General features: G+C 60.4%; 17 protein-coding genes. 9 read left to right on the top strand and 8 right to left on the bottom strand.

Going from position 1 to position 23,898, the window contains the following annotated elements:
- Positions 1-103: 103 nt before the first annotated feature.
- Together ggt and rdgC are read right to left on the bottom strand one after the other, a co-directional pair.
- Entirely contained in the window at positions 104-1,885 is a 1,782-nt protein-coding gene (ggt, locus tag I6L35_RS12540) for a gamma-glutamyltransferase (RefSeq protein WP_216978335.1), read from the bottom strand.
- A 191-nt stretch (positions 1,886-2,076) separates the two neighbouring features.
- Complete coding sequence (gene rdgC / locus I6L35_RS12535; protein WP_005347467.1) at positions 2,077-2,988, bottom strand: recombination-associated protein RdgC; 912 nt, start codon at positions 2,986-2,988, stop codon at positions 2,077-2,079.
- A gap of 179 nt (positions 2,989-3,167) precedes the next feature.
- Here rdgC and I6L35_RS12530 point away from each other — a divergent pair, with 179 nt between their 5' ends.
- From I6L35_RS12530 to I6L35_RS12520, 3 genes are all read left to right on the top strand, one after another.
- Positions 3,168-3,596, top strand: a complete 429-nt coding sequence (locus tag I6L35_RS12530; protein WP_216978334.1) for a GNAT family N-acetyltransferase — start codon at positions 3,168-3,170, stop codon at positions 3,594-3,596.
- A gap of 103 nt (positions 3,597-3,699) precedes the next feature.
- A complete protein-coding gene (locus I6L35_RS12525; protein WP_216978333.1) occupies positions 3,700-4,926 on the top strand; it encodes an exonuclease SbcCD subunit D C-terminal domain-containing protein in 1,227 nt (408 codons plus the stop codon).
- Positions 4,923-8,675 (top strand): AAA family ATPase, encoded by a 3,753-nt coding sequence (locus I6L35_RS12520; RefSeq protein WP_216978332.1) that lies wholly within the window; start codon positions 4,923-4,925, stop codon positions 8,673-8,675. Before I6L35_RS12525 ends, I6L35_RS12520 begins: the two co-directional genes overlap by 4 nt.
- A 93-nt stretch (positions 8,676-8,768) precedes the next feature.
- Here I6L35_RS12520 and I6L35_RS12515 read toward each other — a convergent pair whose 3' ends face one another.
- Together I6L35_RS12515 and I6L35_RS12510 are read right to left on the bottom strand one after the other, a co-directional pair.
- Positions 8,769-9,533, bottom strand: a complete 765-nt coding sequence (locus I6L35_RS12515) for a class III extradiol ring-cleavage dioxygenase (protein ID WP_216978331.1) — start codon at positions 9,531-9,533, stop codon at positions 8,769-8,771.
- Positions 9,534-9,700: 167 nt separating this feature from the next.
- Positions 9,701-9,943, bottom strand: a complete 243-nt coding sequence (locus I6L35_RS12510) for a hypothetical protein (protein ID WP_216978330.1) — start codon at positions 9,941-9,943, stop codon at positions 9,701-9,703.
- Between the two features lie 308 nt (positions 9,944-10,251).
- Between I6L35_RS12510 and pykF the strand changes: the two genes are divergently transcribed.
- The 3 genes from pykF (at position 10,252) to I6L35_RS12495 (ending at position 16,259) form a co-directional block, all read left to right on the top strand.
- Positions 10,252-11,664, top strand: coding sequence for a pyruvate kinase PykF (gene pykF / locus I6L35_RS12505; protein WP_031227651.1), 1,413 nt, complete (start codon positions 10,252-10,254; stop codon positions 11,662-11,664).
- A gap of 150 nt (positions 11,665-11,814) precedes the next feature.
- Positions 11,815-15,144 carry a mechanosensitive channel MscK gene (gene mscK / locus I6L35_RS12500; RefSeq protein WP_128836218.1) on the top strand — a complete coding sequence of 1,110 codons (3,330 nt, stop codon included), beginning with the start codon at positions 11,815-11,817 and terminating at the stop codon, positions 15,142-15,144.
- A gap of 182 nt (positions 15,145-15,326) precedes the next feature.
- Positions 15,327-16,259, top strand: coding sequence for a sensor domain-containing diguanylate cyclase (locus I6L35_RS12495; protein ID WP_216978329.1), 933 nt, complete (start codon positions 15,327-15,329; stop codon positions 16,257-16,259).
- 99 nt (positions 16,260-16,358) lie between these two features.
- Here the strand turns inward: I6L35_RS12495 and crr are convergent, their stop codons facing one another.
- The 4 genes from crr to cysK form a co-directional block, all read right to left on the bottom strand.
- Entirely contained in the window at positions 16,359-16,868 is a 510-nt protein-coding gene (crr, locus tag I6L35_RS12490) for a PTS glucose transporter subunit IIA (RefSeq protein ID WP_216953167.1), read from the bottom strand.
- 44 nt (positions 16,869-16,912) lie between these two features.
- Positions 16,913-18,640 (bottom strand): phosphoenolpyruvate-protein phosphotransferase PtsI, encoded by a 1,728-nt coding sequence (gene ptsI, locus I6L35_RS12485; protein ID WP_216978328.1) that lies wholly within the window; start codon positions 18,638-18,640, stop codon positions 16,913-16,915.
- Positions 18,641-18,686: 46 nt separating this feature from the next.
- Positions 18,687-18,944 carry an HPr family phosphocarrier protein gene (locus I6L35_RS12480; RefSeq protein WP_005338266.1) on the bottom strand — a complete coding sequence of 86 codons (258 nt, stop codon included), beginning with the start codon at positions 18,942-18,944 and terminating at the stop codon, positions 18,687-18,689.
- Positions 18,945-19,384: 440 nt separating this feature from the next.
- Positions 19,385-20,353: a cysteine synthase A gene (gene cysK / locus I6L35_RS12475; RefSeq protein WP_005338267.1), complete on the bottom strand. Its 969-nt coding sequence runs from the start codon at positions 20,351-20,353 to the stop codon at positions 19,385-19,387.
- Positions 20,354-20,512: 159 nt separating this feature from the next.
- Here cysK and I6L35_RS12470 point away from each other — a divergent pair, with 159 nt between their 5' ends.
- Genes I6L35_RS12470 through I6L35_RS12460 form a run of 3 tightly spaced genes read left to right on the top strand, consistent with a single transcriptional unit; the run spans position 20,513 to position 23,698 of the window.
- Complete coding sequence (locus I6L35_RS12470) at positions 20,513-21,355, top strand: MoxR family ATPase (protein ID WP_216978327.1); 843 nt, start codon at positions 20,513-20,515, stop codon at positions 21,353-21,355.
- Positions 21,356-21,358: 3 nt separating this feature from the next.
- Positions 21,359-22,522, top strand: coding sequence for a VWA domain-containing protein (locus I6L35_RS12465; RefSeq protein WP_216978326.1), 1,164 nt, complete (start codon positions 21,359-21,361; stop codon positions 22,520-22,522).
- A 54-nt stretch (positions 22,523-22,576) separates the two neighbouring features.
- Positions 22,577-23,698 carry a beta-ketoacyl-ACP synthase III gene (locus I6L35_RS12460; RefSeq protein ID WP_216978325.1) on the top strand — a complete coding sequence of 374 codons (1,122 nt, stop codon included), beginning with the start codon at positions 22,577-22,579 and terminating at the stop codon, positions 23,696-23,698.
- Positions 23,699-23,898: the final 200 nt, after the last annotated feature.

The raw sequence follows: 23,898 nt of genomic DNA, 5'->3' as shown, positions 1-23,898 counted from the left end.
GTGCCGATCTTTGACGTGGAGCTGTTGGGTATCCAGTAAGTGCTCCGTCACGCTCCATCAACAACAAGGCCAGCATCATGCTGGCCTTGTTGCTATGGGAACCTCACTCCCCCTTGGCGATCCCTTCCCGGCGCGGATCCGCAGCGCCAAACCAGCCGCCAGCGTTGCGCTCAACCCCCTGCAGGCCGGAGGTCTGCTCGTTCAATACCACCTCGTGTCCCCTCTCCTTCAATCCCTCGACCACCGACATGGGGGTGCGTCCCGCTTCCAGCTCGGTGGGGCCGTTGCGGCTGCCAAAGTTGGGCAGGTTGATGGCCTGTTGCAGGTTCAGGCCCCAATCCTGAGTACCGAGCAGGGTCTTGCCCACATAGTTGATGATGGCGGAGCCCCCCGGCGAGCCCAGCGTCATGGTCAGCTCGCCGCTTGGCTTGTCAAACACCAGCAGGGGTGACATGGAGGAGCGGGGCCGCTTGCCCGGCTCCACCCGGTTTGCCACCGGCAGACCGGCGGCATCCACCGAGGTGAAGGAGAAATCGGTGAGCTGGTTGTTGAGCAGGTAGCCGTTGACCATCTGACGCGATCCGAAACCATCCTCGATGGAGCTGGTCATGGAGACCGCCATTCCCGCCTTGTCGACGATCGAGACATGGCTGGTAGAGGGGAGTTCCGGGGTCGCATCCTTGCCGCGCGCCAGCGCCAGTGGCGGCGTACCGGGCTTGGCAATCCCCATGGAGTGCTGACCGACAAGCTTGCCGCGCTCGGCCAGATAGCCCTTGTCCAGCAACCCCTGCACCGGCACCCTGACAAAATCGCTGTCGGCGACGTACTGGTTGCGATCGGCGAAGGCCAGACGCGCCGCTTCGCTGTAGAGGTGGATAGCCTCGCTGGAAGCAGCCAGTCCCCCCTCCTTGGTGGTGATCGGCTTGAGGGCAGCCATATCGCGGCTCTCCAGCATGCCGAAAATCTGGCCGAGCGCCAGGGTGCCGGATGAGGGAGTGGGGAAACCGCAGATCTTGCTCTGGCGATAGTCAAAGCAGAGGCCATCCCGCACTTTGGCCTGATAGCTGGCCAGATCGGTGGCCGCCAGTACCCCGGGATTGGTGGGATGCTGGCGAACTTTGGCCACCATAGCATCCGCCAGCGGCCCCTGATAGAAGGCATCCACCCCCTCTGTTGCCAGAGTGCGCAACACCTTAGCCAGCGCCGGGTTGTTCAGCCGGGTGCCTGCCGTTTTGGGGCTGCCATCCGCCTGATAGAAATAGGCACGGGCATCCGGGTCACGAGCCAGATAGGGATCCTTGGCCAGCAATGTGGCCAGCCGTGGACTTATTACAAATCCTTGTTCTGCCAGCGTGATGGCGGGCTCGAACAGCACAGCCCAGGGCAGCTTGCCATAACGCTGATGGGCCAGCGCCAGGGCGCGCAGGGTACCGGGAACACCGACCGAGCGGCCCCCGACCACCCCGTCATAAAACGCCAGCGGCTTGCCATCTTGCATAAACAGCTGGTCGGTGGCGGCAGCCGGCGCCGTCTCGCGGCCATCCACCGCACTCACCTTGCGGCCATCCCACACCAGCAGCAGCGTCCCGCCACCGATCCCGGAGGATTGCGGCTCAACCAGCGTCAACACCAGTTGCACCGCAATGGCGGCATCGACGGCACTGCCACCGGCCTTGATGATCTGGTAGCCCGCATCCACCGCCAGCGGGTTGGCGGCCGCCACCATGAAGTCATGGCCCTGCCAGCCCTGTTTGTCGGTCCAGCCACTGGCGGCTTCCGGCGCGATCAGGGTCTGGGCTGGCGGGGTGTAGTGAAAGCCGTTGTCACTGGCACAACCGGCCAGCAGGGCAAGGGCGACAGCCAGCCCCAGAGGTTTGCGCAACATGACACTCTCCTTGTCTGTTTTATGACCATAAAAAGGGACTATGTCACGATTGGCGCTGGTAGCTCAAGTTATTGAACAAGATCAATATCTTACTCATCTATCAATAATGGCTATCCGTAACAGATATAAAAAAACCGCCCGAAGGCGGCTTTTACGATGGGATGGCAGAGGCCAAACAGGCGCAAGTCCGGTTAGATGGACTGCTCTTCGCCACCCAGGGCGGCAAACAGCGCCGGAATGAACTGGGAGAGCTCGGCGGTCACCAGTGCAAAGTCGGCATCCAGACGGGCGGCCGGATCTTCGCTGGTCACGTCGTCGTTCTGCTCGCGCAGCTCTTCGCTGAATTTCAGACGCTTGATGGAGAGATCATCCCCCAGCACGAAGCTGACGGTCTCGCCCCAGTTGAGGGCCAGCTTGGTCACCAGCTTGTCGTTTGCCAGATGGTTCTTGATTTCATCCGTCATCAGATCCTGCTGCTTGCAGCGGATGATGCCGCCGTGCTCCATGGCACTGCGCAGCTCGGCTTCATCTTCCAGAGTGAAGGAAGCGGGCAGGTTGCCCTCGTTCAACCACTCGGTCATGGTGATCTCCGGCGGGTTCTTGAGAGCCACTGGCACCACCGGCAGGGAGCCGATGGATTTGCGTAGCAGTGCCAGCAGATCATCCGCCTTCTTGGCAGAACCTGCATCCACCACCATCAAATTGTCGGCCGGATTGATCCAGGCGAAGGTCTGGCTGGTACGACTGAAGGCACGGGGCAGCAGGGTGTGGAGGATCTCCTCTTTCAGCGCTTCCTTCTCTTTCTTCTTGAGGGCGCGACCCTGTTCGAACTCGATCGCCTCTACCTTCTCGGCCAGCATCTCCTTGACCACGGTGCCGGGGAGCATCTTCTCCTCTTTGCGGGCGCAGATGAGGATGTGGCCGGAGGCAGAGTGGGTCAGGGTTGAGCCGAATTTGCCAAGGGGCTTGACCCACCCGAAACGGGAGATGTCCTGACTGCCGCAAGGGGTGAAGGCACAGGCTTCCAGCTGGGTTTCCAGCTGATCCACGGTCAGGTCAAAGGGGCGGGTAAAGCGATAAATCTGCAGGTTTTTAAACCACATGGCGTCCTCGGTCTCTAGATTGTCCGGCGGGCATTGTACTAGAGAGGCGCTTTGTGATCAGCCAATCATTCTCGCTAAATAAAGGGCGATCGACCTCACAGGGTCTCATTTATATCACCTGAACGGCCGTCAAGTTCCCCTAGACTGCGAGTGTACAAGTTGTTACCAAGGATGGATTTATGTTGCGGCCCAGTCGCCCGGAAGATATGGAAGAGATCGTCGAAATCTGGCTGCTGGCCTCCCTGCAGGCCCACGATTTCGTCGATGCCTCCTGCTGGTGGCAGGCCCAGGAGGATCTGCGTACCCGCTATCTCGATCGTGCCGCCATCTGGGTGTTTGAGGAGCGCGGCGATCTGCTCGGCTTTATGGCGCTGGTGGACAACTATCTCGCCGCCCTCTTTGTGCGTCCCGACCGTCAGGGTCGCGGTGTCGGCCACGCCCTGCTGCAGGAGGCCAAGCGTCAGGGGGCGTCGCTCTACGCCCGGGTCTTCGTCGAGAACGATCAGGCGGTACGTTTCTATCGTCGCCACGGTTTCGTCATCAAGGGTGAAGAGTCCGATCCTCTCACCGGTCACCCCCAGTACAAGATGTGCTGCGAACCCGCATGAACTGATGACAGACCGCTGTTTTACTTGAAAAAAGCACGGGGCATCCTCATCTTGTCTCCATCGGGTGCCGCGGGCACCATCCCTGCAACCGGGCTGCTTTCCAATGAAAATCCTCCATACCGCCGACTGGCATCTTGGCCATCAACTCCATGGTCATGACCGCCGTTTTGAACACGATGCCTTCCTCGACTGGCTGAGCGACACCCTCAAGGCGCGCGAGATCGACGCCCTATTGGTAGCGGGCGATCTGTTTGATACCGCCAATCCGCCCGCCAGCGCCTGGCAACAACTCTACCGTTTTCTGGCGCGGCTGCGCGCCGAGATGCCCCACCTCAACATGGTGCTGATCGGCGGCAACCACGACTCTCCCTCCAAGCTCGATGCCCCCCACGAGCTGCTGCGCGCCTTTGATCTGCATCTGGTGGGCAGCATCAGTCGCGACAGTGAGGGCAAGCTCGAGACCGACCGCCTGCTGGTACCGCTGCAAGACAAGGAGGGCAACATTGCCGCCTGGTGCGCCGCCGTGCCGTTCCTGCGCAGCAGCGACTTGCGGGTGGAGCCGTTGGAAGAAGGGCAGGACCGGCTGATCGAAGGGGTACGCCAAATCTACGCCGAGGTATTGGCCGAAGGGCGCGCCCGCTGCGGGGAGGGTCTGCCGCTCATCGCCATGGGCCATGCCTATCTGGCGGCGGGCCAGCTCTCGGAGCTGTCGGAGCGGCGGGTGCTCGGCGGCAACCAACACGCACTGCCTGCCGAACTCTTTGCCGGTGCCGACTACACGGCGCTCGGCCACCTCCATCTGGCCCAGAGCCCGGCCGAGGGGGTGCACTACAGCGGCTCGCCGCTGCCGCTTTCGCTGGCCGAAGCCAACTACAACCATCAGGTGCTGGAAGTGACCTTTTCAGAGGGGAAACTGGCCGGGCTGGAGCGGATCCCGGTACCCCGCGCGGTGGAGATGATCCGCCTGCCCCAGAGCAGCCTCGACGACGCACTCCAAGCCATCGCATCGCTCGAGCTGCCTGCTTGTCCACAAGAGGCACAACCCTTCCTCGAAGTGCGGCTGCTGCTGCCCAAGCCAGAAGCGCGCATCCGCGAGCGCATTCTCGCCGCAATCGCAGACAAACCGGTGCGTCTGGCCCGCATCAGCACCCAGTATCAGGGCTCGGGCGAAGGGCTGGCCGATGGTCGCGAGCGGCGCAGGCTCGATGAGCTCTCCCCCACCGAGGTGTTTCGCCTCTGCTATCAGCGCCAGTTCGAGGGGGAACCCGAAGCACAACTGGTCGCCTCGTTTGAAGAGATCCTGGAGCAGGTGAAGGAGTCAAACCAATGAAAATCTTGTCTCTGTCAGGTGAGAATCTGGCCAGTCTGACCGGCCCCTTCACCATCGACTTTACCAGGGGGGCGCTCGGCGCCGCCGGTCTGTTTGCCATCACCGGCAACACTGGCGCGGGCAAGAGCACATTGCTCGACGCCATTTGTCTGGCCCTCTACGACGAGATGCCGCGCTTTATTGCCAATCGCAAGAACGTGGCCGAAGTGGGCCGCATGGATGACGAAGAGAAGCTCAAGGCCAACGACGTGCGTGGCATCCTCAGTCGCGGCCACGCCAGCGGCTTTGCCGAAGTGCAGTTTCGTGGCTGCGATGGCCGCATCTGGCTGGCCCGCTGGGCGGTGCGCCGGGCGCGAAACCGCTCGGAGGGGCGTTTTCAGGCGCAGGAGCGAACCCTGACCGATGTGGAGTCAAGGCAGGTTTTCTCCGGCAGCAAGCGGGAGCTGCAGGATCGCATCGACGAGCTGGTGGGTCTCTCCTGGGAGCAGTTCCGCCGCGCGGTGATCCTGCCGCAGGGGGAATTTGCCGCCTTCCTCAAATCGGATGCCAACGAGCGCTCCGCCCTGCTCGAACGGATGACCGGCACCGAACTCTACTCTGCCATCTCCATCCAGACCTATGAACGGGCGCGGGAAGAACAGCAGAAGCTGGCCACCATCGCCCAGCGCCTCGGCGACGTGGCGCTGATGGATGAAGCGACCCGCGAACAGTGGGTAAGCCAGCAGGTGAGCCTCTCCACCACCCTCAAGCACGAGCAGCAACAGCAGCTGCTGATGCAGGACTTGCGCGACCTCAACAGTCGCATTGCAGCCCAGCTGCAGGGCTGCGCCGAGGGACAGGCGGCGCTCGATGCCGCCCTGCAGGCCCACGGCGCCGCGGCCCCCGAGCGCGAGGAGTTTGCCCGTGCCGAACAGGCCCAGGTGGCCCGAGCCGATCACGACGAGCTGGCCCGCCTCACCCTTGAGGTACAGCAGCAGGAGAAGGTGATCGCCGAGCTGGGGCCGGAGCTGGCCAAACTCGAGGAGCAGACCCAGCAGAGCGCGCTGACCGAACAGCAGTTGCTGGCGGAGAAGATCGCCGCCGAGCGGGAATGGGGTGCCCTGCAACCCGAACTCAAGCGGGCGCAGGAGCTCGATACCCGCATCCGGGAAAAAGTGCAGCAGTTGCAGAAGATCCAGCAGGAGGGGGCGCAGGAGCGAGAAGTGCAACTCACCCTCGAGCAGGGCTGGCGCGAGCAGAGCAGACAGGTGGAGCTGCTCAAGCAGCAGCACCAGCAGTGGGGCCTTTGGCTCGAAGAGCACAAGGAGCTGGCACCGGTGGCCCGCCAGTGGCAGCCCCTGCTCACCGCCATGCAGGATTGGGCCGAGGATGCCGACAAGCTGCAACAGCTGCTCACCCTGCGGGATCACAAGCTGCGCGCCCTGCAACAGTTGCAGCGCCAACTGGAGCAAGGTCAGCAGGAGCGCGACTACTGGCAACATGAACAAGACAGGCTGCAACAGCAACAGAACGAGCTGCAGGAGCAGCAGTGGGAGAGCCGCCTCGCCAAGGCGCAGGAGCAGTGGCAGCAGCAAACCGAACAGCTGGGACAGCTGCGCCAGCTGCTGGAGCTGGCCGATTATGGCCGCAACCACGGCGAACAACATGGCCGCTTGCAGCAGGAGATTGCCCAGCTGGAGCAGGCCCTTGGCAAGCTCGCCACCCTAAGCGAAGAGCTGGCCCCCGCCCGCGAGCGGCTCGCCCTGCAGCGGGATGAGGCGCGCCATGCGCTGGAGCAGTCCCGCGCCATCGCCAGCTTCGAGCAGTATCGCCATATCCTGAGCGATGGAGAACCTTGCCCGCTCTGCGGCGCCGAGGAGCACCCCTACAGCCAGAGCCAGCCGCAGGTGGCGGGTATTCTCGGTCAGCTGGCGGAGCGGGCCAGAAGCCTCGAACTGGAGTGGGAGCGGCTCAACCACCAATACATTCAGTGCGAGAGCGAGCGTCAGGAGCTGGCTCGCCAGCTGGCAGTGCGCCAGCAGCACCTGCCGGAGCTGGAAGCGCGCGCCGAACAGCTGACCCAGCGCTGGCTGCAACTGGGAGGCGATACCCTGCTCGGCCATTCGCTGCCGCTGCGCCAAAGCCCCATTGAGTGGAACGAGCTGATGAGCACCCTGCTTGGCCGTGGCCAGGCGCTGGAGCAGGGGCTGGCCCAGAGCCAGCAGCAGCTGCGTCAGGCCCAGCTTGGCCAACAACAGCTGCAAGGGGTGCGTCAACAACTAAGCCAACTGGCTGCCCAGCACCAGCAGTTTGACCAGCAGTGGCAGGAGGCCGATCGCCAGCGCATCGCACTGGAAGGGGAAGTGAAAGGCATGGGTGAGCAGGAGGCGACCCTGCGCCAGCGCCTCGAACAGGGCGCCCACCGCCTCGATGAACAGATGGGCGGCCAACCCTGGCGCCAGTGGCTCGGCAGCCAGCAGTGGCACGAGTGGCAACGGACCTGCGAAGCCTGGCTGCACGGCCAGAGCGAGTGGGAGCGGCTGGCCAGCGAGATCGCCAGCCTCACCCCCGCCCTGAGTGCGCAGGAGGCACGCCTGCAGACCCAGCGCGAGCTGCTGCACAAACTCGAGCGGGACTACAAGGAGCACGAACAGCAGCGTCAGGGGCTGCTCACCAGCCGTGCCGCCTGTCTGGGTGGCGAGGAGATCCCGCTGGTCGAGAGCCGCTGGCAGCAACGACTGCAACAACTCGCCAGCGAACTGGAGCTGATGCAAAGCGGCGGCCGTGCTCTGCGGGAGCGGCAGACTGAACTCAAGACCCGCCTCACCCATGTGGAGCAGGAAAAGCAGACCAGCAGCCGCCGCAAGCGGGAGGTGCTGGGGCGCTGGGCTGCCCACGCCAGCACCCTTGGCATTGCCGAGTACGACCTTCGCCGCCTGCTCGCCATCAGCCCCGATGAACTCAAGGCTCGCCGCTCTGCCCTGCAAGGGCTGGAAGATGCCCTTGGTGAAGCGCGTACCCGCCTTGCCGAGCGGCAACGGGCGCTGGCGCTGGAGGAGAGCAAGCGGGATCGCTATCGCGAGCACCATCCCGAGCTGGCCGCCCTGCCGGATGCAGAGCTGAGCGAGCAGCTGACGGCGCTCGATGCCCGTTGTCGCGCCCTTGAAGAGCAGCTGTTCGAGTGCAAGAGCAAGCTGGCACAGGCCGAAGCCGCAGCGCTCAAGGCGGGCAGCCTGCAACAGGAACTGGCCGCCCAGCAGGCGGTGGCCGACCACTGGCAGCAGCTGTGCGATCTGATCGGGCAGGCCAACGGCGCCAAGTTCCGCACCTTCGCCCAGAGCCTCACCCTCGAGCGTCTGCTGCTGGAGGCCAACGCCCAGCTCGCCGAGCTCTCGCCCCGCTACCGACTGGAGCGGGTGCCCGGCACCGATCTGGCGCTGCAGGTGGTGGATCTCGATATGGGGGACGAGGTGCGCTCGGTGGACTCTCTCTCCGGCGGCGAGAGTTTTCTGGTGTCGCTGGCGCTGGCGCTGGCCCTCTCCAGCCTCTCGTCACGCCAGACCCAGGTCGAGTCGCTGTTTATTGACGAAGGGTTCGGCACCCTCGATCCGGACAGTCTGGATCTGGCGCTCGCCAGCCTCGACTCCCTGCAGGCCGCCGGTCGCCAGATCGGGGTCATCTCCCACGTCCAGACGCTGGTAGAACGGATTGGCGTGCAGATCAGAGTCGAAGCCCTCGGCGGCGGCGAGAGCCGGGTAGTGGTCCCCTGAGTAGCATCAGCTCAATCACCAGTACCATCGGCTAAATCACTACGCCGAAAATAACAAGACCCCGCCAATTGGCGGGGTCTTGTTGAGAGGCTATCAGCCGAAGCGGTAGGCGCCCATATAGAGGCTGCCGCCATCCCAGCTCTCGTGCAGCCGAGCGGGCGCCACACCATCAGCGGCCCCCAACGCCACAAAGAGTGGGCGCAGATGATCGTCGTGGGGATGGGACTCCACCGCGCCTGGAGCCAGCCGACGATAGTCGAGCAGCGCCAGCCGATCCTCGTCGGCCATCTTCTGCTCCAGCCAGTCGACAAACAGGCTGGCCCACTCCGGCACTGGCGAGCCTTCCGGTGCCAGCGCCCGCAGGTTGTGGGTGATGGCGCCGGAGGCGAGGATGCCAATCCCCTGACTGCGCAGTGCCCCCAACACCTCTCCCAACTGCCACAACTGGGCCGGGGTGAAGCTCGCGGGAATGGAGACCTGCACCAGCGGGATCTCGCTGTTTGGGTCGATCAGAGATAGGGGCGACCAGACTCCGTGATCCAGCTCGCGCCGCACCGGGGTGGCGGTCAGTCCGGCCAGTGCCAGCTGGTCGCTCACCCCTTGTTGCAGCCACTCGGGGCTGCTGGCAGGCCAGCGCATCCGGTAGAGGGGCTCGGGGAAGCCGTAAAAGTCGTACATCAAGGCCGGTTTGGGCTCGACGTTGATCTGCAGCTCGCGGCTGAACCAGTGGGCGGAGATGACCACCAGCCCCTTGAGCTCACCCAGACGCAGGGTTCGCAGAAAGCGGGTGGCGGGTTGCTCACGCAGCACCAGATCCGGTGCGCCGTGAGAGATAAACCAGACGGGGGCGAGGGACATAAAGCAGACTCCAACAAAGTATCAGGGGGCGATACCGGAGGGGATATCGCTGTTGGAATCGATTATCCTCCCGCCATGAAAGGTGGACAATCCAGCAAGATAGATAAGAACTATCAACTAATGGTTGATAATTTCACGCCTTCACGACCGGTAAGCAGCAATAGATATCAAGGCTGCGGTGCATCCGGCAGCGGTCGGGCTGCACGAAGCGCCATCCGGGTCGCTGCACTGTGATCCTGCCACTCTCGCCACGCCAATCCCTCGGCGGCCGCCTCCCCTTTCACCGGATGGGAGAAGATCGCCAGCAGACCGGCATTGTCAGGCCAGTAGCGGGCTGGCAGCATCTGAACCAGCAGCAGGGCGGCGCCCAGCAAGAGCAGAGCCCATCCGGTTTCATGGCTGTTTTTCATCCCGACCTCCTTCACCCGCGCGCCAATGAACTAACATTTTTGCGCAAGCCGGTGACAAGACGGTGACAGCGGACGGGTGGTCATTTTACAACATCTGAACCTCAACCCGGCCAAACAACCACAGATGGTAACATTTGTATCCCTTCAGCCCGAACCTGTGGCCGTATGCTCTAAAATGTGACTCACAGGAAAACGTTATCCCTGAAAAGAAAACGTTATCTGGTCAAAACGTTGTTTCTGGATCATAAAAAGATTCCAAAAACTGGTGTATATTGCTCGGCGGAAATTCCTTAACCATGAAGATTGACATGAAAAAGACCAAAATTGTCTGCACCATCGGTCCGAAGACCGAATCCAAAGAAATGCTGGCCAAAATGCTGGACGCCGGCATGAACGTCATGCGCCTGAACTTCTCCCACGGTGACTACGCCGAGCACGGCAGCCGTATCAGCAACCTGCGTGCTGTAATGGCCGAGACCGGCAAGCACGCAGCTATCCTGCTGGACACCAAGGGTCCGGAAATCCGTACCATGAAGCTGGAAGGCGGCAACGACGTCGCGCTGGTCGCTGGCCAGACTTTCACCTTCACCACCGACCAGACCGTGGTTGGCAACAAAGACAAAGTGGCCGTGACCTATGCAGGTTTCGCCAACGATCTGCGCGTCGGCAACCGCATCCTGGTTGATGACGGCCTGATCGGTCTGGACGTTATCGAAATCACCGAGCGCGAAGTTATCTGTAAAGTGCTGAACAACGGTGATCTGGGCGAGAACAAAGGCGTTAACCTGCCGGGCGTCTCCATCAAGCTGCCGGCCCTGGCCGAGAAAGACAAGCGCGACCTGATCTTCGGTTGCGAGCAAGGCGTTGATTTCGTTGCTGCTTCTTTCATCCGTAAGAAAGAAGACGTTCTGGAAATCCGTGAGCACCTGAAAGCCCACGGTGGCGAGAACATCCAGATCATCTCCAAGATCGAAAACCAGGAAGGTCTGGACAACTTCGACGAGATCCTGGCTGTTTCCGACGGCATCATGGTTGCTCGTGGCGACATGGGTGTAGAGATCCCGGTTGAAGAGGTTATCTTCGCCCAGAAGATGATCATCGCCAAGTGCAACAAAGCCCGCAAAGTGGTTATCACTGCCACCCAGATGCTGGACTCCATGATCAAGAACCCGCGTCCGACCCGCGCCGAAGCTGGCGACGTGGCCAACGCCATCCTGGACGGTACCGACGCAGTGATGCTGTCCGGTGAATCCGCCAAGGGTAAGTACCCGCTGGAAGCCGTGACCATCATGGCCACCATCTGCGAGCGTACCGATGCCGTGATGCCGTCCAACCTGTCTGCTGCAAACGACAGCAACAAGCTGCGCATCACCGAAGCCGTATGTAAAGGCGCCGTAGAGACCTCCGAGAAGCTGGACGCCCCGCTGATCGTGGTTGCTACCGAAGGCGGCAAATCTGCCAAGGCCATTCGCAAGTACTTCCCGAAAGCCTGGATCCTGGCTATCACCACCAACAAGAAAACTGCTGCCCAGCTGGTTCTGACCAAGGGTGTGGTTGCTCACGTGGTTGACAGCATCGCCTCTACCGACGATTTCTATCGCATCGGTAAAGAAGCCGCGCTGGAAATCGGCATGGGTCTGAAAGGTGACGTGGTTGTGATGGTCTCCGGTGCTCTGGTACCGAGCGGCACCACCAACACCGCTTCTGTTCACGTTCTTTAATCAGAGCTGAACGAGTTGAAAACGGCGCCTGCGGGCGCCGTTTTTTTTGTCCCTCCCCCCTGCTTACCTGACAAGCCCGGTGTTAGAATCCACGCGAATTTAATCTATGCGGGAAATCTCCCGAATATCGCGTAATAACCCGGAAGTTATATGCCCTCAATACGTTTTAAAAGAGTCTCGGCCACCCTGTTGCCGCTGCTCTGTCTCCTTGCCAGCCTCTGCGTGCCGCAAGCCATGGCGCAAGATGTCCCCTCTCGCAACGCAGTTCAGCGAGCGCTGGATGGTCTGGGTAAATCAGAGACCCTGACCGTCAGTCAGCAAGCGGATCAGAAGTTGCTGACCGAAACCCTCGGTCTGCTCGACAGCATCGACAAGGAAGAGGCGAAGGCCAAGACCCAGGCCCAGCGGATCCGCAACCTGCCCACCGAACTCAGAGAGATCAGTGCCAAGCTCGATGCCCTGACCAAGGGCAAGAGTGCCGAGCAGATCAAGAGCGAATACGCCAGCATGAGTCTGGCAGAGCTCGACAGCCGTCAGCCGGAAGTGCTGGCCAACATGCAGGCGGCCCAGGAGGCCCTCGGCGCCATCGGCAGCCAGCTCACCAGCTTGCAGACCCTGCCGGAGCGCGCCCAGGCCAGCATGAGCCGCGCCTACCAGCGCAGTCAGGAGATCCGTACCCGCCTCAACGCCGGTGAAAGCGTCTCCAGCGCCGAGAAGATGAAGCTCGGTGCCGAGCTGGCCCTGCTCGACCTGCAACTGGCCCACCTGCAAAAGGAGCTGGATAACCGTACCAGCATGCAAGATCTGGCGATCAAGCAGCGCGACTACCAGAGTGCCCGTCTCGCCAGCGAAGAGCAGAAACTGCAGCTGTTGCAGGATCAGAGCAGCGCCAAGCGCCTCGGCGACACCGAAAAAACCGCCGAGCAGACCGGTGAACTGGTGGCGACCGAAGACAGCCCGCTGGTGCAAAAAGAGCAGGAGCTCAACCACCAGCTCAGCCAGCAGCTGATCGGTGCCACCACCAGCCTCAACTCGCTGGTCCAGAAAAACCTGCAAGCCAAGAGCTGGCTGGAGCGCGGCATCCAGACCGAGCGCAACCTCAATGAACAGGTGCAGATGCTCAAGGGCAATCTGCTGCTGTCACGCATCCTCTATCAGCTCTACCAGCAGCTGGAAGCGGCGCCCACCATCGCCGTCAAAAACCTGGAAGAGCAGATCGCCGATCTGCATCTGGCCCAGTTTGAACTGAGCCAGCAGCGTGACCAGCTGTTCCAGAAGAACCTCTATCTAGACAATCTGATCGCCGGCAGCAAGGATCCGGTCAGCGAGGAGGACAAGGAGAACCTTGCCAAGCTGCTCGATACCCGCATCAATCTGCTCGATCAGCTCAACCGCCAACTCGACAGCCAGCTTACCAACGCCATCAGCCTGCAGCTGACCCAGCAGCAGCTGGCGCGGGTCTATGCCTCTATCGAATTTACCCTGCAGCAACACATCTTCTGGGTAAGCAGCAACAAGCCCATCGACAGCAAGTGGTTTATCAGCTGGCCCGCCCAGGCCTACAAACAGGCCTCCGACTGGGTATTGAAACCGGACTGGAAACGCTGGCGCGAAGAGCTGCTGGGGATCTCCCTGCTTGCCTTCCCGCTGCTGCTGATCGGCGGCCTGCTGGTCTGGAAACGTCCGGCGCTGGTTGAGCGCGAGAAGAAGATCACCAAGGACCTTGGCCGTTTCCGTCAGGACAGCCAGTGGCACACCCCGCGCGCCCTGCTCTATACCGTGCTGCAACGCCTGCCGGGCAGCATGTTCATTCTGGCTGGCGGTCTGCTGCTCACCTACTGCGGTCTGCTCAGTCCCAAGCTGATGTTCCAGATCACCCTGAACCTTGCCCTCGGCTATCTGGTATTCAGCGTCTATCTGGCGGTGATGCGCCCGGGCGGCATCGCCGAAACCCACTTCCGGATCCCGAAAGCGGAGCTGCAGGCCAAGCGCAACAGCATGCGCTACATCTGGTTACCACTGCTGCCGCTCATCATGCTCGCAACCAAGGCGGTGGTTGAACCCTCCACCCTGGGCAACGACGTGATCGGCCAGGCCATGACCCTGACCCTGCTGGGGCTGGCCGCCTATCTGGTGTTCCCCATCTCCCGCGCCCGCATCAAGGGCGAGGCGAGCATGCAGAAGTCGCTGATCGCCATCGCCCTGGCGCTGGCGCCGGTGGCGCTGATCGTGCTGGCTGTGCTCGGTTACTACTACACCGCGCTGAAGCTGACCGGTCGCCTGATCGAATCCTTCTACCTCATCATCATCTGGAGCTTGGTCTACCGCACCGCCCTGCGTGGTCTGGAGCTGGCTGCCCGTCGTCTGGCCTACCGCCGAGCGGTGGCCAAGCGTGAGCACAAATCTTCGGAAGATGCGGAAGGTGGCGAGTCCATCGAAGAGCAGCCCATGGACCTGGAGGATGTCAGCCAGCAATCCCTGCGTCTGACCCGTACCGTGCTGATGCTGATCTTCGGTGTCGCCTTCTACTGGCTCTGGTCCGATCTGGTCGCGGTCTTCTCCTACCTCGACAGCATGGTGCTGTGGCACCGCAGTGAAGGCACCGGCGCCAACGCCGTGCTGTTCCCCATCAGCCTGAGTGACGTGCTGATCGGCTTCCTGCTGCTCGGCGGTGCCTGGTCACTGGCGCGCAACCTGCCCGGCTTGCTGGAGGTGCTGGTGCTCTCCAAGCTCAACCTGGCTCAGGGGACCGCCTACGCCATCACTACCATGCTCAACTACGTGCTGATCGGCTTTGGCTCCCTCACCGCTCTCTCCATGATGGGCGTACAGTGGGACAAGCTGCAGTGGGTAGCGGGTGGTCTGTCAGTCGGTATCGGTTTCGGCATGAAGGAAATTCTTTCCAACTTCGTCTCCGGCATCATCATCCTGTTCGAGCGTCCGGTGCGGATCGGTGACACCGTCACCATCGGCTCCTTCTCCGGTACCGTCTCGCGGATCCGCATTCGCGCCACCACCCTGACCGACTTCGACCGCAAAGAGGTGATCATCCCCAACCAGCAGCTGATGACAGAACGGCTCATCAACTGGTCGCTGAGTGACACCGTCACCCGGGTGATCGTACGGGTGGGCGTGGCGTATGGCTCGGATCTCGAGCTGACTCGCACCCTGCTCAAGCAGGCGGCCGACGAAAACAGCCGCGTGCTGAAAGACCCAGCCCCCATCGTCTACTTCCTCACCTTTGGCGCCAGCACGCTGGATCACGAGCTGCGCTTCTTCGTGAGCGAACTGGGTGATCGCAACCCGGCGGTAGACGAGTTGAACCGCAAGATCGACCAGCTGTTCCGCGAGAACGGCATCGAGATCGCCTTCAACCAGATGGATGTCTACATCAAGAACATGCAGGGCGAAGAGCAGAAGGTGGAGTCCAACTCCGCCGCTCTGCCACCTCCCGCGGAAGATGGCAAGCAGCCAGCCTGATAGCGAACTGCACTGATCTGATGACAACAGCCGCTCACCCAGGTGAGCGGCTTTTTTATGTTCCCGTTGCCACGACCGTCCACTCAGGCAACCGCCGGAGAGTGATAAATGAGTTTACCCGCTGCGGTCTCTCACCTAATGTAGGCTGACGAACGGGAGAGCAGGGAGCCGCGTTTTCGCCCATGGATGACCAACAACTAGAGCACATTCTGTTTCGCTCCTTTGATGTGATCCCGCTCCCAATCCTGGTGTCCGAGTCGACAGCCAGCCAGGGTCATATGTCACCCGACCGGATCCCCCTGCGTCGCCATCTCTTCCTCAACAGGGCCTTTCGCGAACAGCTGGGCTATGAGCTGCAGGATCTGCCGGACATGGAGAGCTGGTTTCACCTCGCCTATCCCGATGAGAGCTATCGCAACTCGGTAATTCAGGCCTGGCATAACCAGATAGAGCAGAGCCTGCACCATGGACTGGAGGTCGCCGAGATGCCGGCGCTGATCCGATGCAAGAGTGGCCACTCTCGCTGGTTTATCGTCACCGCCCAGCTGGGGGCAGATGCCATCCCGGATAGCCATATCGTCACCTTTCGCGATATCCACGACCTGCAATGCATGGTAGAAGAGGTGAGCCGCCTCTCCTGCACCGATCCCCTCACCGAACTGACCAACCGGCGTGGCGCCCAGCAACAGCTGCAGGCTCTCTGGTTGCAGGGCCAGCCCCTCTCGGTGGTGTTGGGAGATATCGACCATTTCAAGCAGGTCAACGACCGCTACGGCCATCCTGCGGGCGATGCCGCACTCTGCGCCGTCGCCCATGCCATGGCGGGCCAGTTGTTGCCCGGGGAAAGCCTGGCCCGTTGGGGTGGAGAGGAGTTTCTGTTGATCCTGCCAGACTGCAGCATTGAGCAGGCGGCACAACGTGCCGAGCAACTGCGCCAGCATGTCAGTACCACCCGCTTGCCATGGCAAGGAGAACAGATCGCGCTAACCATCAGTCTGGGGTGTGCCGGCATGAAGGGTCAGGAGAGCATCGACTATCTGCTGATGATGGCAGACCGAGCCCTTTATCAGGCGAAGGAGCAGGGACGTAACCGGGTGGTCATCTCGGCACAATAGCCTGATAGCCAGAAAGGGAAGCTCGCACGCAACCATAAAAAAACCGAAGCACCAGGCTTCGGTTTTTTACTGCGGCAACTGGCATAGGCCAGCCGACCATTACTTCTTGATGCGGATAACCGGAGTCTCGCCCACAGTCACGGCACCAGTCATCTTCACCAGCTCTTTGATCTCGTCCATGTTGGAGATGACCACCGGAGTCAGGGTAGATTTGGCTTTTGCTTCCAGAACGGCCAGATCGAATTCGATGATGGTGTCACCGCGCTTGACCTGCTGGCCTTCCTGAGCGATACGCTTGAAGCCTTCGCCTTTCAGTTCAACGGTGTCGATACCGAAGTGAACGAACAGCTCGATACCAGAGTCGGACTCCAGAGAGAACGCATGGTTGGTCTCGAAGATTTTGCCGATGGTGCCGTCGCACGGAGCAACCATCTTGTTGCCAGCCGGCTTGATGGCGATGCCGTCACCCACGATCTTCTCGGCGAAGACAACGTCAGGCACATCTTCGATCGGCACGATTTCGCCAGACAGCGGAGCAAAGATTTCGATGCCGCCGGTATCAGCGCTATCGTCGGACACCAGTTTCTTCAGTTTGTCGAACAGACCCATAGTAAAAGCTCCTAAAGATGATTTGTCGCTGTTTGCAGCCGATCTTAGCAGACTGCCTTCTGCTTGATAAAGTTATCTACGCACGCTTCGATTTCAGCAGCGGTGGCAAAGCTCAATGCCTGGTCAGCCATTGCCTTCACATCTTCGAAGCTGGTGTTGCGGATAAGCTTCTTGATACGCGGTACAGAGATGGCGCTCATGGAGAACTCATCCAGACCCATACCCAGCAGCAGCAGGGTGGCGCGCTCGTCACCAGCCAATTCACCACACATACCGGTCCACTTGCCTTCGGCGTGGGAAGCATCGATAACCATCTTGATCAGGGTCAGGACGGAGGGTGACAGCGGGTTGTACATAGCGGAGATCATCTCGTTACCGCGATCGACAGCCAGGGTGTACTGGGTCAGGTCGTTGGTACCGATACTGAAGAAATCCACTTCCTTGGCCAGATGATGAGCCATCACGGCAGCGGCCGGGGTCTCGATCATGATACCCACTTCGATGGATTCATCAAAGGCTTTGCCTTCAGCACGCAGTTCGGCTTTCAGCGTCTCCACGGTAGCTTTCAGGCTACGGAACTCTTCGACAGAGATGATCATCGGGAACATGATGCGCAGTTTGCCGAAGGCAGACGCACGCAGAATGGCCCGCAGCTGAGCGTGCATGATGTCTTCGCGGTCGAAGAAAATACGCACGGCACGCCAGCCCAGGAAGGGGTTCATCTCTTTCGGGAAATTCATGTACGGCAGCTCTTTGTCGCCGCCAATGTCCATGGTACGCACGATGATCGGCTGATCCGGCATCGCTTCGGCCACTTCTTTGTAGGCTTTGAACTGCTCGTCTTCGGTCGGCAGCGCGTCACGGTCCATGAACAGGAACTCGGTACGGTACAGACCCACGCCTTCGGCGCCATTACGGATGGCACCTTCGGTATCCTTGACGGTACCGATGTTGGCGCACACTTCGACCTGGTGACCATCCAGCGTGATGGCAGGCAGATCTTTCAGCTTGGCCAGCTCATCTTTCTCGGCCTGGAACTGAGCCTGGAACTTCTTGGCTTCGGTCAGCTGTTCAGCGGTCGGATTGATGATGATCTGGTTGTTGATCGCATCCAGCACCAGCATGTCACCGTTCTTGACGCGCTCGGTGATGTCGTTGGTGCCTACCACGGCCGGCAGCTCCAGGGAGCGGGCCATGATGGAGGTGTGAGAGGTACGGCCACCGATGTCGGTGACGAAACCCAGCACATATTTCAGGTTGATTTGAGCGGTTTCAGACGGGGTCAGGTCTTTGGCGACCAGGATCACCTCTTCGTCGATGGTGCTCAGGTTGACAACGGCGATGCCCAGTACGTTCTTGACCAGACGGGTACCGATGTCACGGAAGTCGGTAGCGCGTTCGCGCAGATAAGGGTCATCCAGCTCGGCCATCATCTTGGCGTACTGTTCGATCACCTCATAGATGGCTTTGTCAGCGGAAGCCTTGTTCTCTTTGATGAAGGATTTGATATCCCCTTCCAGCTCCTCATCTTCGAGCAGCATGATGTGGCCTTCGAAGATGGCCTCTTTTTCCTCACCGAAGGTGCGACCGGCCATCTCTTTGATGGCTTCCAGCTGGGTAGCTGACTTGGTACGAGCTTCGAGGAAACGGTTGATCTCGGCATCAATCTGGTCAGCAGAGATTTTGCCCTGATTGATAACGATTTCATCTTCTTTAAGAAGAAGCGCCTTACCGAATGCGATACCGGGGGACGCAAGAATGCCAGATATCATAATCCTTCCTATTAAAACGACTGTGGGGGAGGAATCTAAAGCTGGATTACTCCAGCTCGTCCATCAGGGCAACCAGCTTCTCAACAGCTTGCTGAGCATCCGGGCCATCAGCCTGGATAGTTACGTTGGTACCCTTGGTCAGGCCCAGGGTCTGCAGCTTGAACAGGCTCTTGGCGCTGGCGGACTTGCCACCGGAGACCACAGTGATCTCGCTTTGGAATTCTTTGGCTTCTTTCACGAACTGAGCTGCCGGACGGGTGTGCAGGCCGTTTTCAGCAGTAATAACAACAGACTTCTCGTACATGGTTTCACCCCATATTATTGATATTTTTTGGTGGATTGGTCGTTTTTGAAGCAACCTGACCCACCGTGTCAGTATGGATATGTTGTAAAGTAACGAAAGCAGACCCGCAATGGTTTAATCCAGGTCAAGTTTCTGTGCAGTAATCGGCGCGCTGGTTGGCAATTTTCAGTTATTGGGCTACAAGCCGCATCAGGACTGGCCTGAAATTATTTTATAACGAAAAATAACACTTTGTTACTTTGTGATACCCAGCCAGCAAACACCGCGTGACGCCGCACAGGATATGAGATTTAGAGCGGAATGTCTGCTTTTTTTCTCACTCCGGAACTTGTTATTTTACCCCAAAAAATAAGGATCAAGTGACACTAACAGGGGTTGAGTCTAGCCCATAAAGAAGCGGCGCTCCTGGGAGCGCCGCTGTTTTGAAAGATTCCGATCAGTTACTGCTGCAGTTCCTGCTCGCTGAACACCCCGGCAAACAGGGCGCTGGAGAGGTAACGCTCCGCCGCACTCGGCAGGATGACCACAATGGTTTTGCCCGCAAATTCCGGCAGCTCGGCAAGACGGCTGGCTGCCACCACCGCAGCACCGGAACTGATACCGGCCAGGATCCCCTCCTCCTCCATCAGGCGACGGGCCATCTCGATGGCTTCATCGCTGGTCACCTTCTCCACCCGATCGATAAGGGAGAGGTCCAGGTTGCCCGGGATAAAGCCGGCGCCGATCCCCTGGATCTTGTGGGGGCCCGGTTTGATCTCTTCCCCGGCCAGCTTCTGGCTGATGACCGGCGACTCCGCCGGTTCGACCGCAACAGAGACCACCGCCTTGCCTTTCGTCTGCTTCAGATAGCGGGAGACACCGGTAATGGTGCCGCCGGTACCGACCCCGGCCACGAACACATCTACCTCGCCGTCAGTGGCATCCCAAATCTCGGGGCCGGTAGTCTTTTCGTGGATCTCCGGGTTGGCCGGGTTTTCAAACTGTTGCAGCAACACATACTTGCCCGGCTCGGATTCGAGGATCTCGTTGGCCTTGGCAATGGCCCCCTTCATGCCAAGCGGCCCTTCGGTCAGCACCAGATTGGCACCGAGCGCCTTGAGCAACTTGCGGCGCTCCAGGCTCATGGTAGCCGGCATGGTCAGGGTGATAGGATAGCCGCGAGCTGCCGCGACAAAGGCCAGAGCAATACCCGTGTTGCCGCTGGTGGGCTCGATGATCTCCTTACCCTTGGTCAGGATGCCGCGCTTCTCGGCATCCCAGATCAGGTTGGCACCGATCCGGCACTTGACGCTGAAGCTGGGGTTGCGGCTCTCGATCTTGGCCAGCACGCGACCTTTGGTAACACGGTTGAGACGAACCAGCGGGGTGTGACCGATAGTCTGGCTGTTGTCCTCAAAAATTTTGCTCATGGCGCTATCCCTGTGTTTGTTACGACGATGAAACAAGATTACCCTGTGGTTTCTGAATGAGAAGTGACTATTCGTTATAACCATATGGTATTACAACATATAGAGCTTATTCTCTCTGGCCCCTGACTCCAGGCGCCAATCGTCAAAGGAACCGACGTTATGGGATTTTCAGGAAGCAGCCAGTATCTCGCCTCCGATGCATTGAAGATGGCGGTCAATGCCGCCATCACCCTCGAAAAACCGCTGCTGATCAAAGGGGAGCCGGGCACCGGCAAGACGGTGCTGGCGGAAGCGGTCGCCGACCATCTCGGCACAGACCTGATTGCCTGGCATATCAAGTCCACCACCAAGGCCCAACAGGGACTCTACGAATATGATGCGGTGGCCCGGCTGCGGGACTCCCAGCTCGGCGACCCCAGAGTGGCCGATATCAGCCACTACATTCGTAAAGGCAAACTGTGGCAGGCCTTCAGCGCCGAGCAGCGACCTGTGCTGCTGATCGACGAGATCGACAAGGCCGACATCGAATTCCCCAACGATCTGCTGCTGGAGCTGGATCGGATGGAGTTCGACGTCTACGAGACAGGCGAGCGAGTCAAGGCACGCCAGCGGCCTGTGGTCATCATCACCTCCAACAATGAGAAAGAGCTGCCGGACGCCTTCCTGCGCCGCTGTTTCTTCCACTACATCCGCTTCCCCGACAAGGTCGAGATGCAGGCCATCGTCAAACTCCACTACCCCGACCTCAAGGAGAGCCTGCTTGGCGAGGCAATGGATCTCTTCTTCGAGCTGCGCGAGGTAGAGGGGCTGCGCAAGAAACCCTCCACCTCGGAGCTGCTGGACTGGATCCGCCTGCTCTTGGCCGACGATATCGCCCCCGAGGCGATGCGCGCCCGCGAGCCCGGCAAGCTGGTGCCCACGCTATATGGCGCCCTGCTCAAGACCGAGCAGGATTTGCATCTCTTCGAGAAGCTCGCCTTTCTGGCCCGGCGCGGCAGCTGAACCATGCTGATCGACTTTTTTACCCATCTGCGCCGCCACAAGCTCCCCTGCAGCCTGCGTGAGCTGCTGGACTTGCACGCCGCACTGGCTGCCCGGCTGGTCGCTGTCGATATGGAGGAGTTCTACCAACTCTCCCGCTGCCTGCTGGTAAAAGACGAGGCCCACTACGATCGCTTCGATCGCGCCTTCGCCGAATACTATGAGGGGCTGGACGCCATCCCCCTGCTGCCGGAAAGCCTGCCCGAGGAGTGGCTGCGCAAGGAGTTCGAGCGACTGTTGAGCCCAGAGGAGAAGGCGCTGCTCAAATCCCTTGGCGGACTCGACAAGCTGCTTGAAACCCTTAACCAGCGCTTAAGCGAGCAGAAAGAGCGCCACGCCGGCGGCAACAAGTGGGTAGGGACCGGTGGCAGCAGCCCGTTTGGCCATGGCGGTTTTCACCCCGAGGGGGTGCGCATGGGTGGAGAGAAGCAGCACGGCAAGGCGGCCAAAGTGTGGGAGGCCCGTCACTATCGCAACTTCAGCGACGACTCACCGCTTGGCCAGCGCGCCATCCAGTTAGCACTGCGCAAACTCAGACGCTGGGTGCGCAAAGGCAATCCCGACGAGCTGGATCTCGACGACACCATAAAAAGTTCGGCCCGCCAGGGCTGGCTCGATGTGAAGCTGCGGCCCGAGCGCCACAACGGGGTGAAGCTGCTGGTTTTCTTCGATGTGGGGGGCTCCATGGATGCCCACGTGGCCGAGGTGCAGCGTCTCTTCTCTGCGTTGCGCCACGAGTTCAAGCATCTGGAGTACTTCTATTTTCACAACTGCCTCTACGACTTCGTCTGGAAGGATAACGCCCGCCGCTTTGAGGAGCGGTTCGATACCCTGCGGCTACTGCGCACCTATGGCAGCGACTACCGGGTGATCCTGGTGGGGGATGCCACCATGGGCCCCTACGAGATCACCTGGCCGGGCGGCAGTGTCGAGCAGTGGAACGAGGAGTCGGGTCAGGCGTGGCTCACCCGCTTGCAGCAGCACTTTCCCAAACTGGTGTGGATCAACCCCACCCCGCGGCGGGAGTGGCTCTGGCATCCCTCCATCAAACTGATGAATGACGTGGTTGGCGGACGGATGCATCCGCTGACTCTGGCGGGTCTCGCTGCGGCGATCGACCAGCTGTAACCCTCTCTACCCTATAAACCGACAAGCCGGGAACGCACCCGGCGAGGAGCAAAGATGACCTCTATCGTGATCAGTGGCTCAGGCCTCTATACCCCACCCTTTGCCGTCAGCAATGAAGAACTGGTGGCCGCCTTCAACCAGTATGTGGATCTCTACAACGAGGAGAACGCCTCCGCCATCGACGCCGGCCAGCTCCCCGCCAAGCAGCACTCCAGTTGCGAGTTCATCGAGAAGGCGTCCGGCATCAAAAGCCGTTATCTGGTGAGCCGCGAAGGGGTACTCAACCCCGACATCATGCAACCGCTGCTGGCGGAGCGGCCCGATGAGATGCCCTCCATCATGGTGGAGATGGCGGTGGCTGCCGCCGAGCAGGCGCTGATCGCCGCCGGCCGCGAGCCGGGTGAGATCGATCTGGTCATCGTCGCTGCCTCCAACATGCCACGCCCCTATCCGGCGCTGGCCATCGAGCTGCAGCACTATCTGGGAGCAAGCGGCATGGCCTTTGACATGAACGTGGCCTGCTCGTCCGCCACCTTCGGCATCAAGACTGCCGCCGACATGCTGGCGGCAGACACCGCCCGAGTGGCGCTGGTGGTTAATCCGGAGATCTGCTCGGGGCACCTCAATTTTCGCGATCGGGATAGTCACTTTATCTTCGGCGATGCCTGCACCGCGGTGCTGCTGGAGCGGGAAGCAGATTGCAAGGTGGCCAATCCGTGGCAACTGGTGGCCAGCAAGCTGGTGACCCAATACTCCAACAACATCCGCAACAACTTCGGCTTTTTGAACCGGCTGAGCCCGCGCACTCGCTACAGCGACGACAAGCTGTTCCGCCAGCAGGGGCGCAAGGTGTTCAAGGAGGTGTTACCGCTGGTGTGCGACCAGATTGCCAACCAGCTCGATGAGCAGGGCTGGCCCGCCGAGAGCCTGAACCGGCTCTGGCTCCATCAGGCCAACCTCACCATGAACCAGTTCATCGGCCGCAAACTGCTCGGCCACGATGCCAGCCAGCAGGAGGCGCCGGTCATTCTTGATAGCTATGGTAATACCAGCTCGGCGGGTTCCATCATCGCGTTTCATCTGTACAATCGCGACCTTCCTGCGGGGGCTCGCGGCGTACTGTGCTCCTTTGGCGCAGGCTACTCCATCGGTAGCCTGCTGCTACAACGACAGTAACAGAGTGCGCGGGGAGAGTGGCCCGCGCCCTGTACTCTGATTGGGGTTTGGCGCTGTTTCGCCGCTAGCCCCTCTCTCGGTTCACCCTTACGAGAGGAGAAAACGGGCATAAATAGTGGCCAGACCATGACTATTGATCCGAAAACACCGGACTACTGTGACAACGCATACCGACAAGCCATTGATGAAAAACTTATTTT

It is taken from the genome of Aeromonas sp. FDAARGOS 1405 (assembly GCF_019048265.1).
Taxonomy (GTDB): Bacteria; Pseudomonadota; Gammaproteobacteria; order Enterobacterales; family Aeromonadaceae; genus Aeromonas; species Aeromonas veronii_A.
This window is presented reverse-complemented; position numbering and strand designations above follow the sequence as displayed.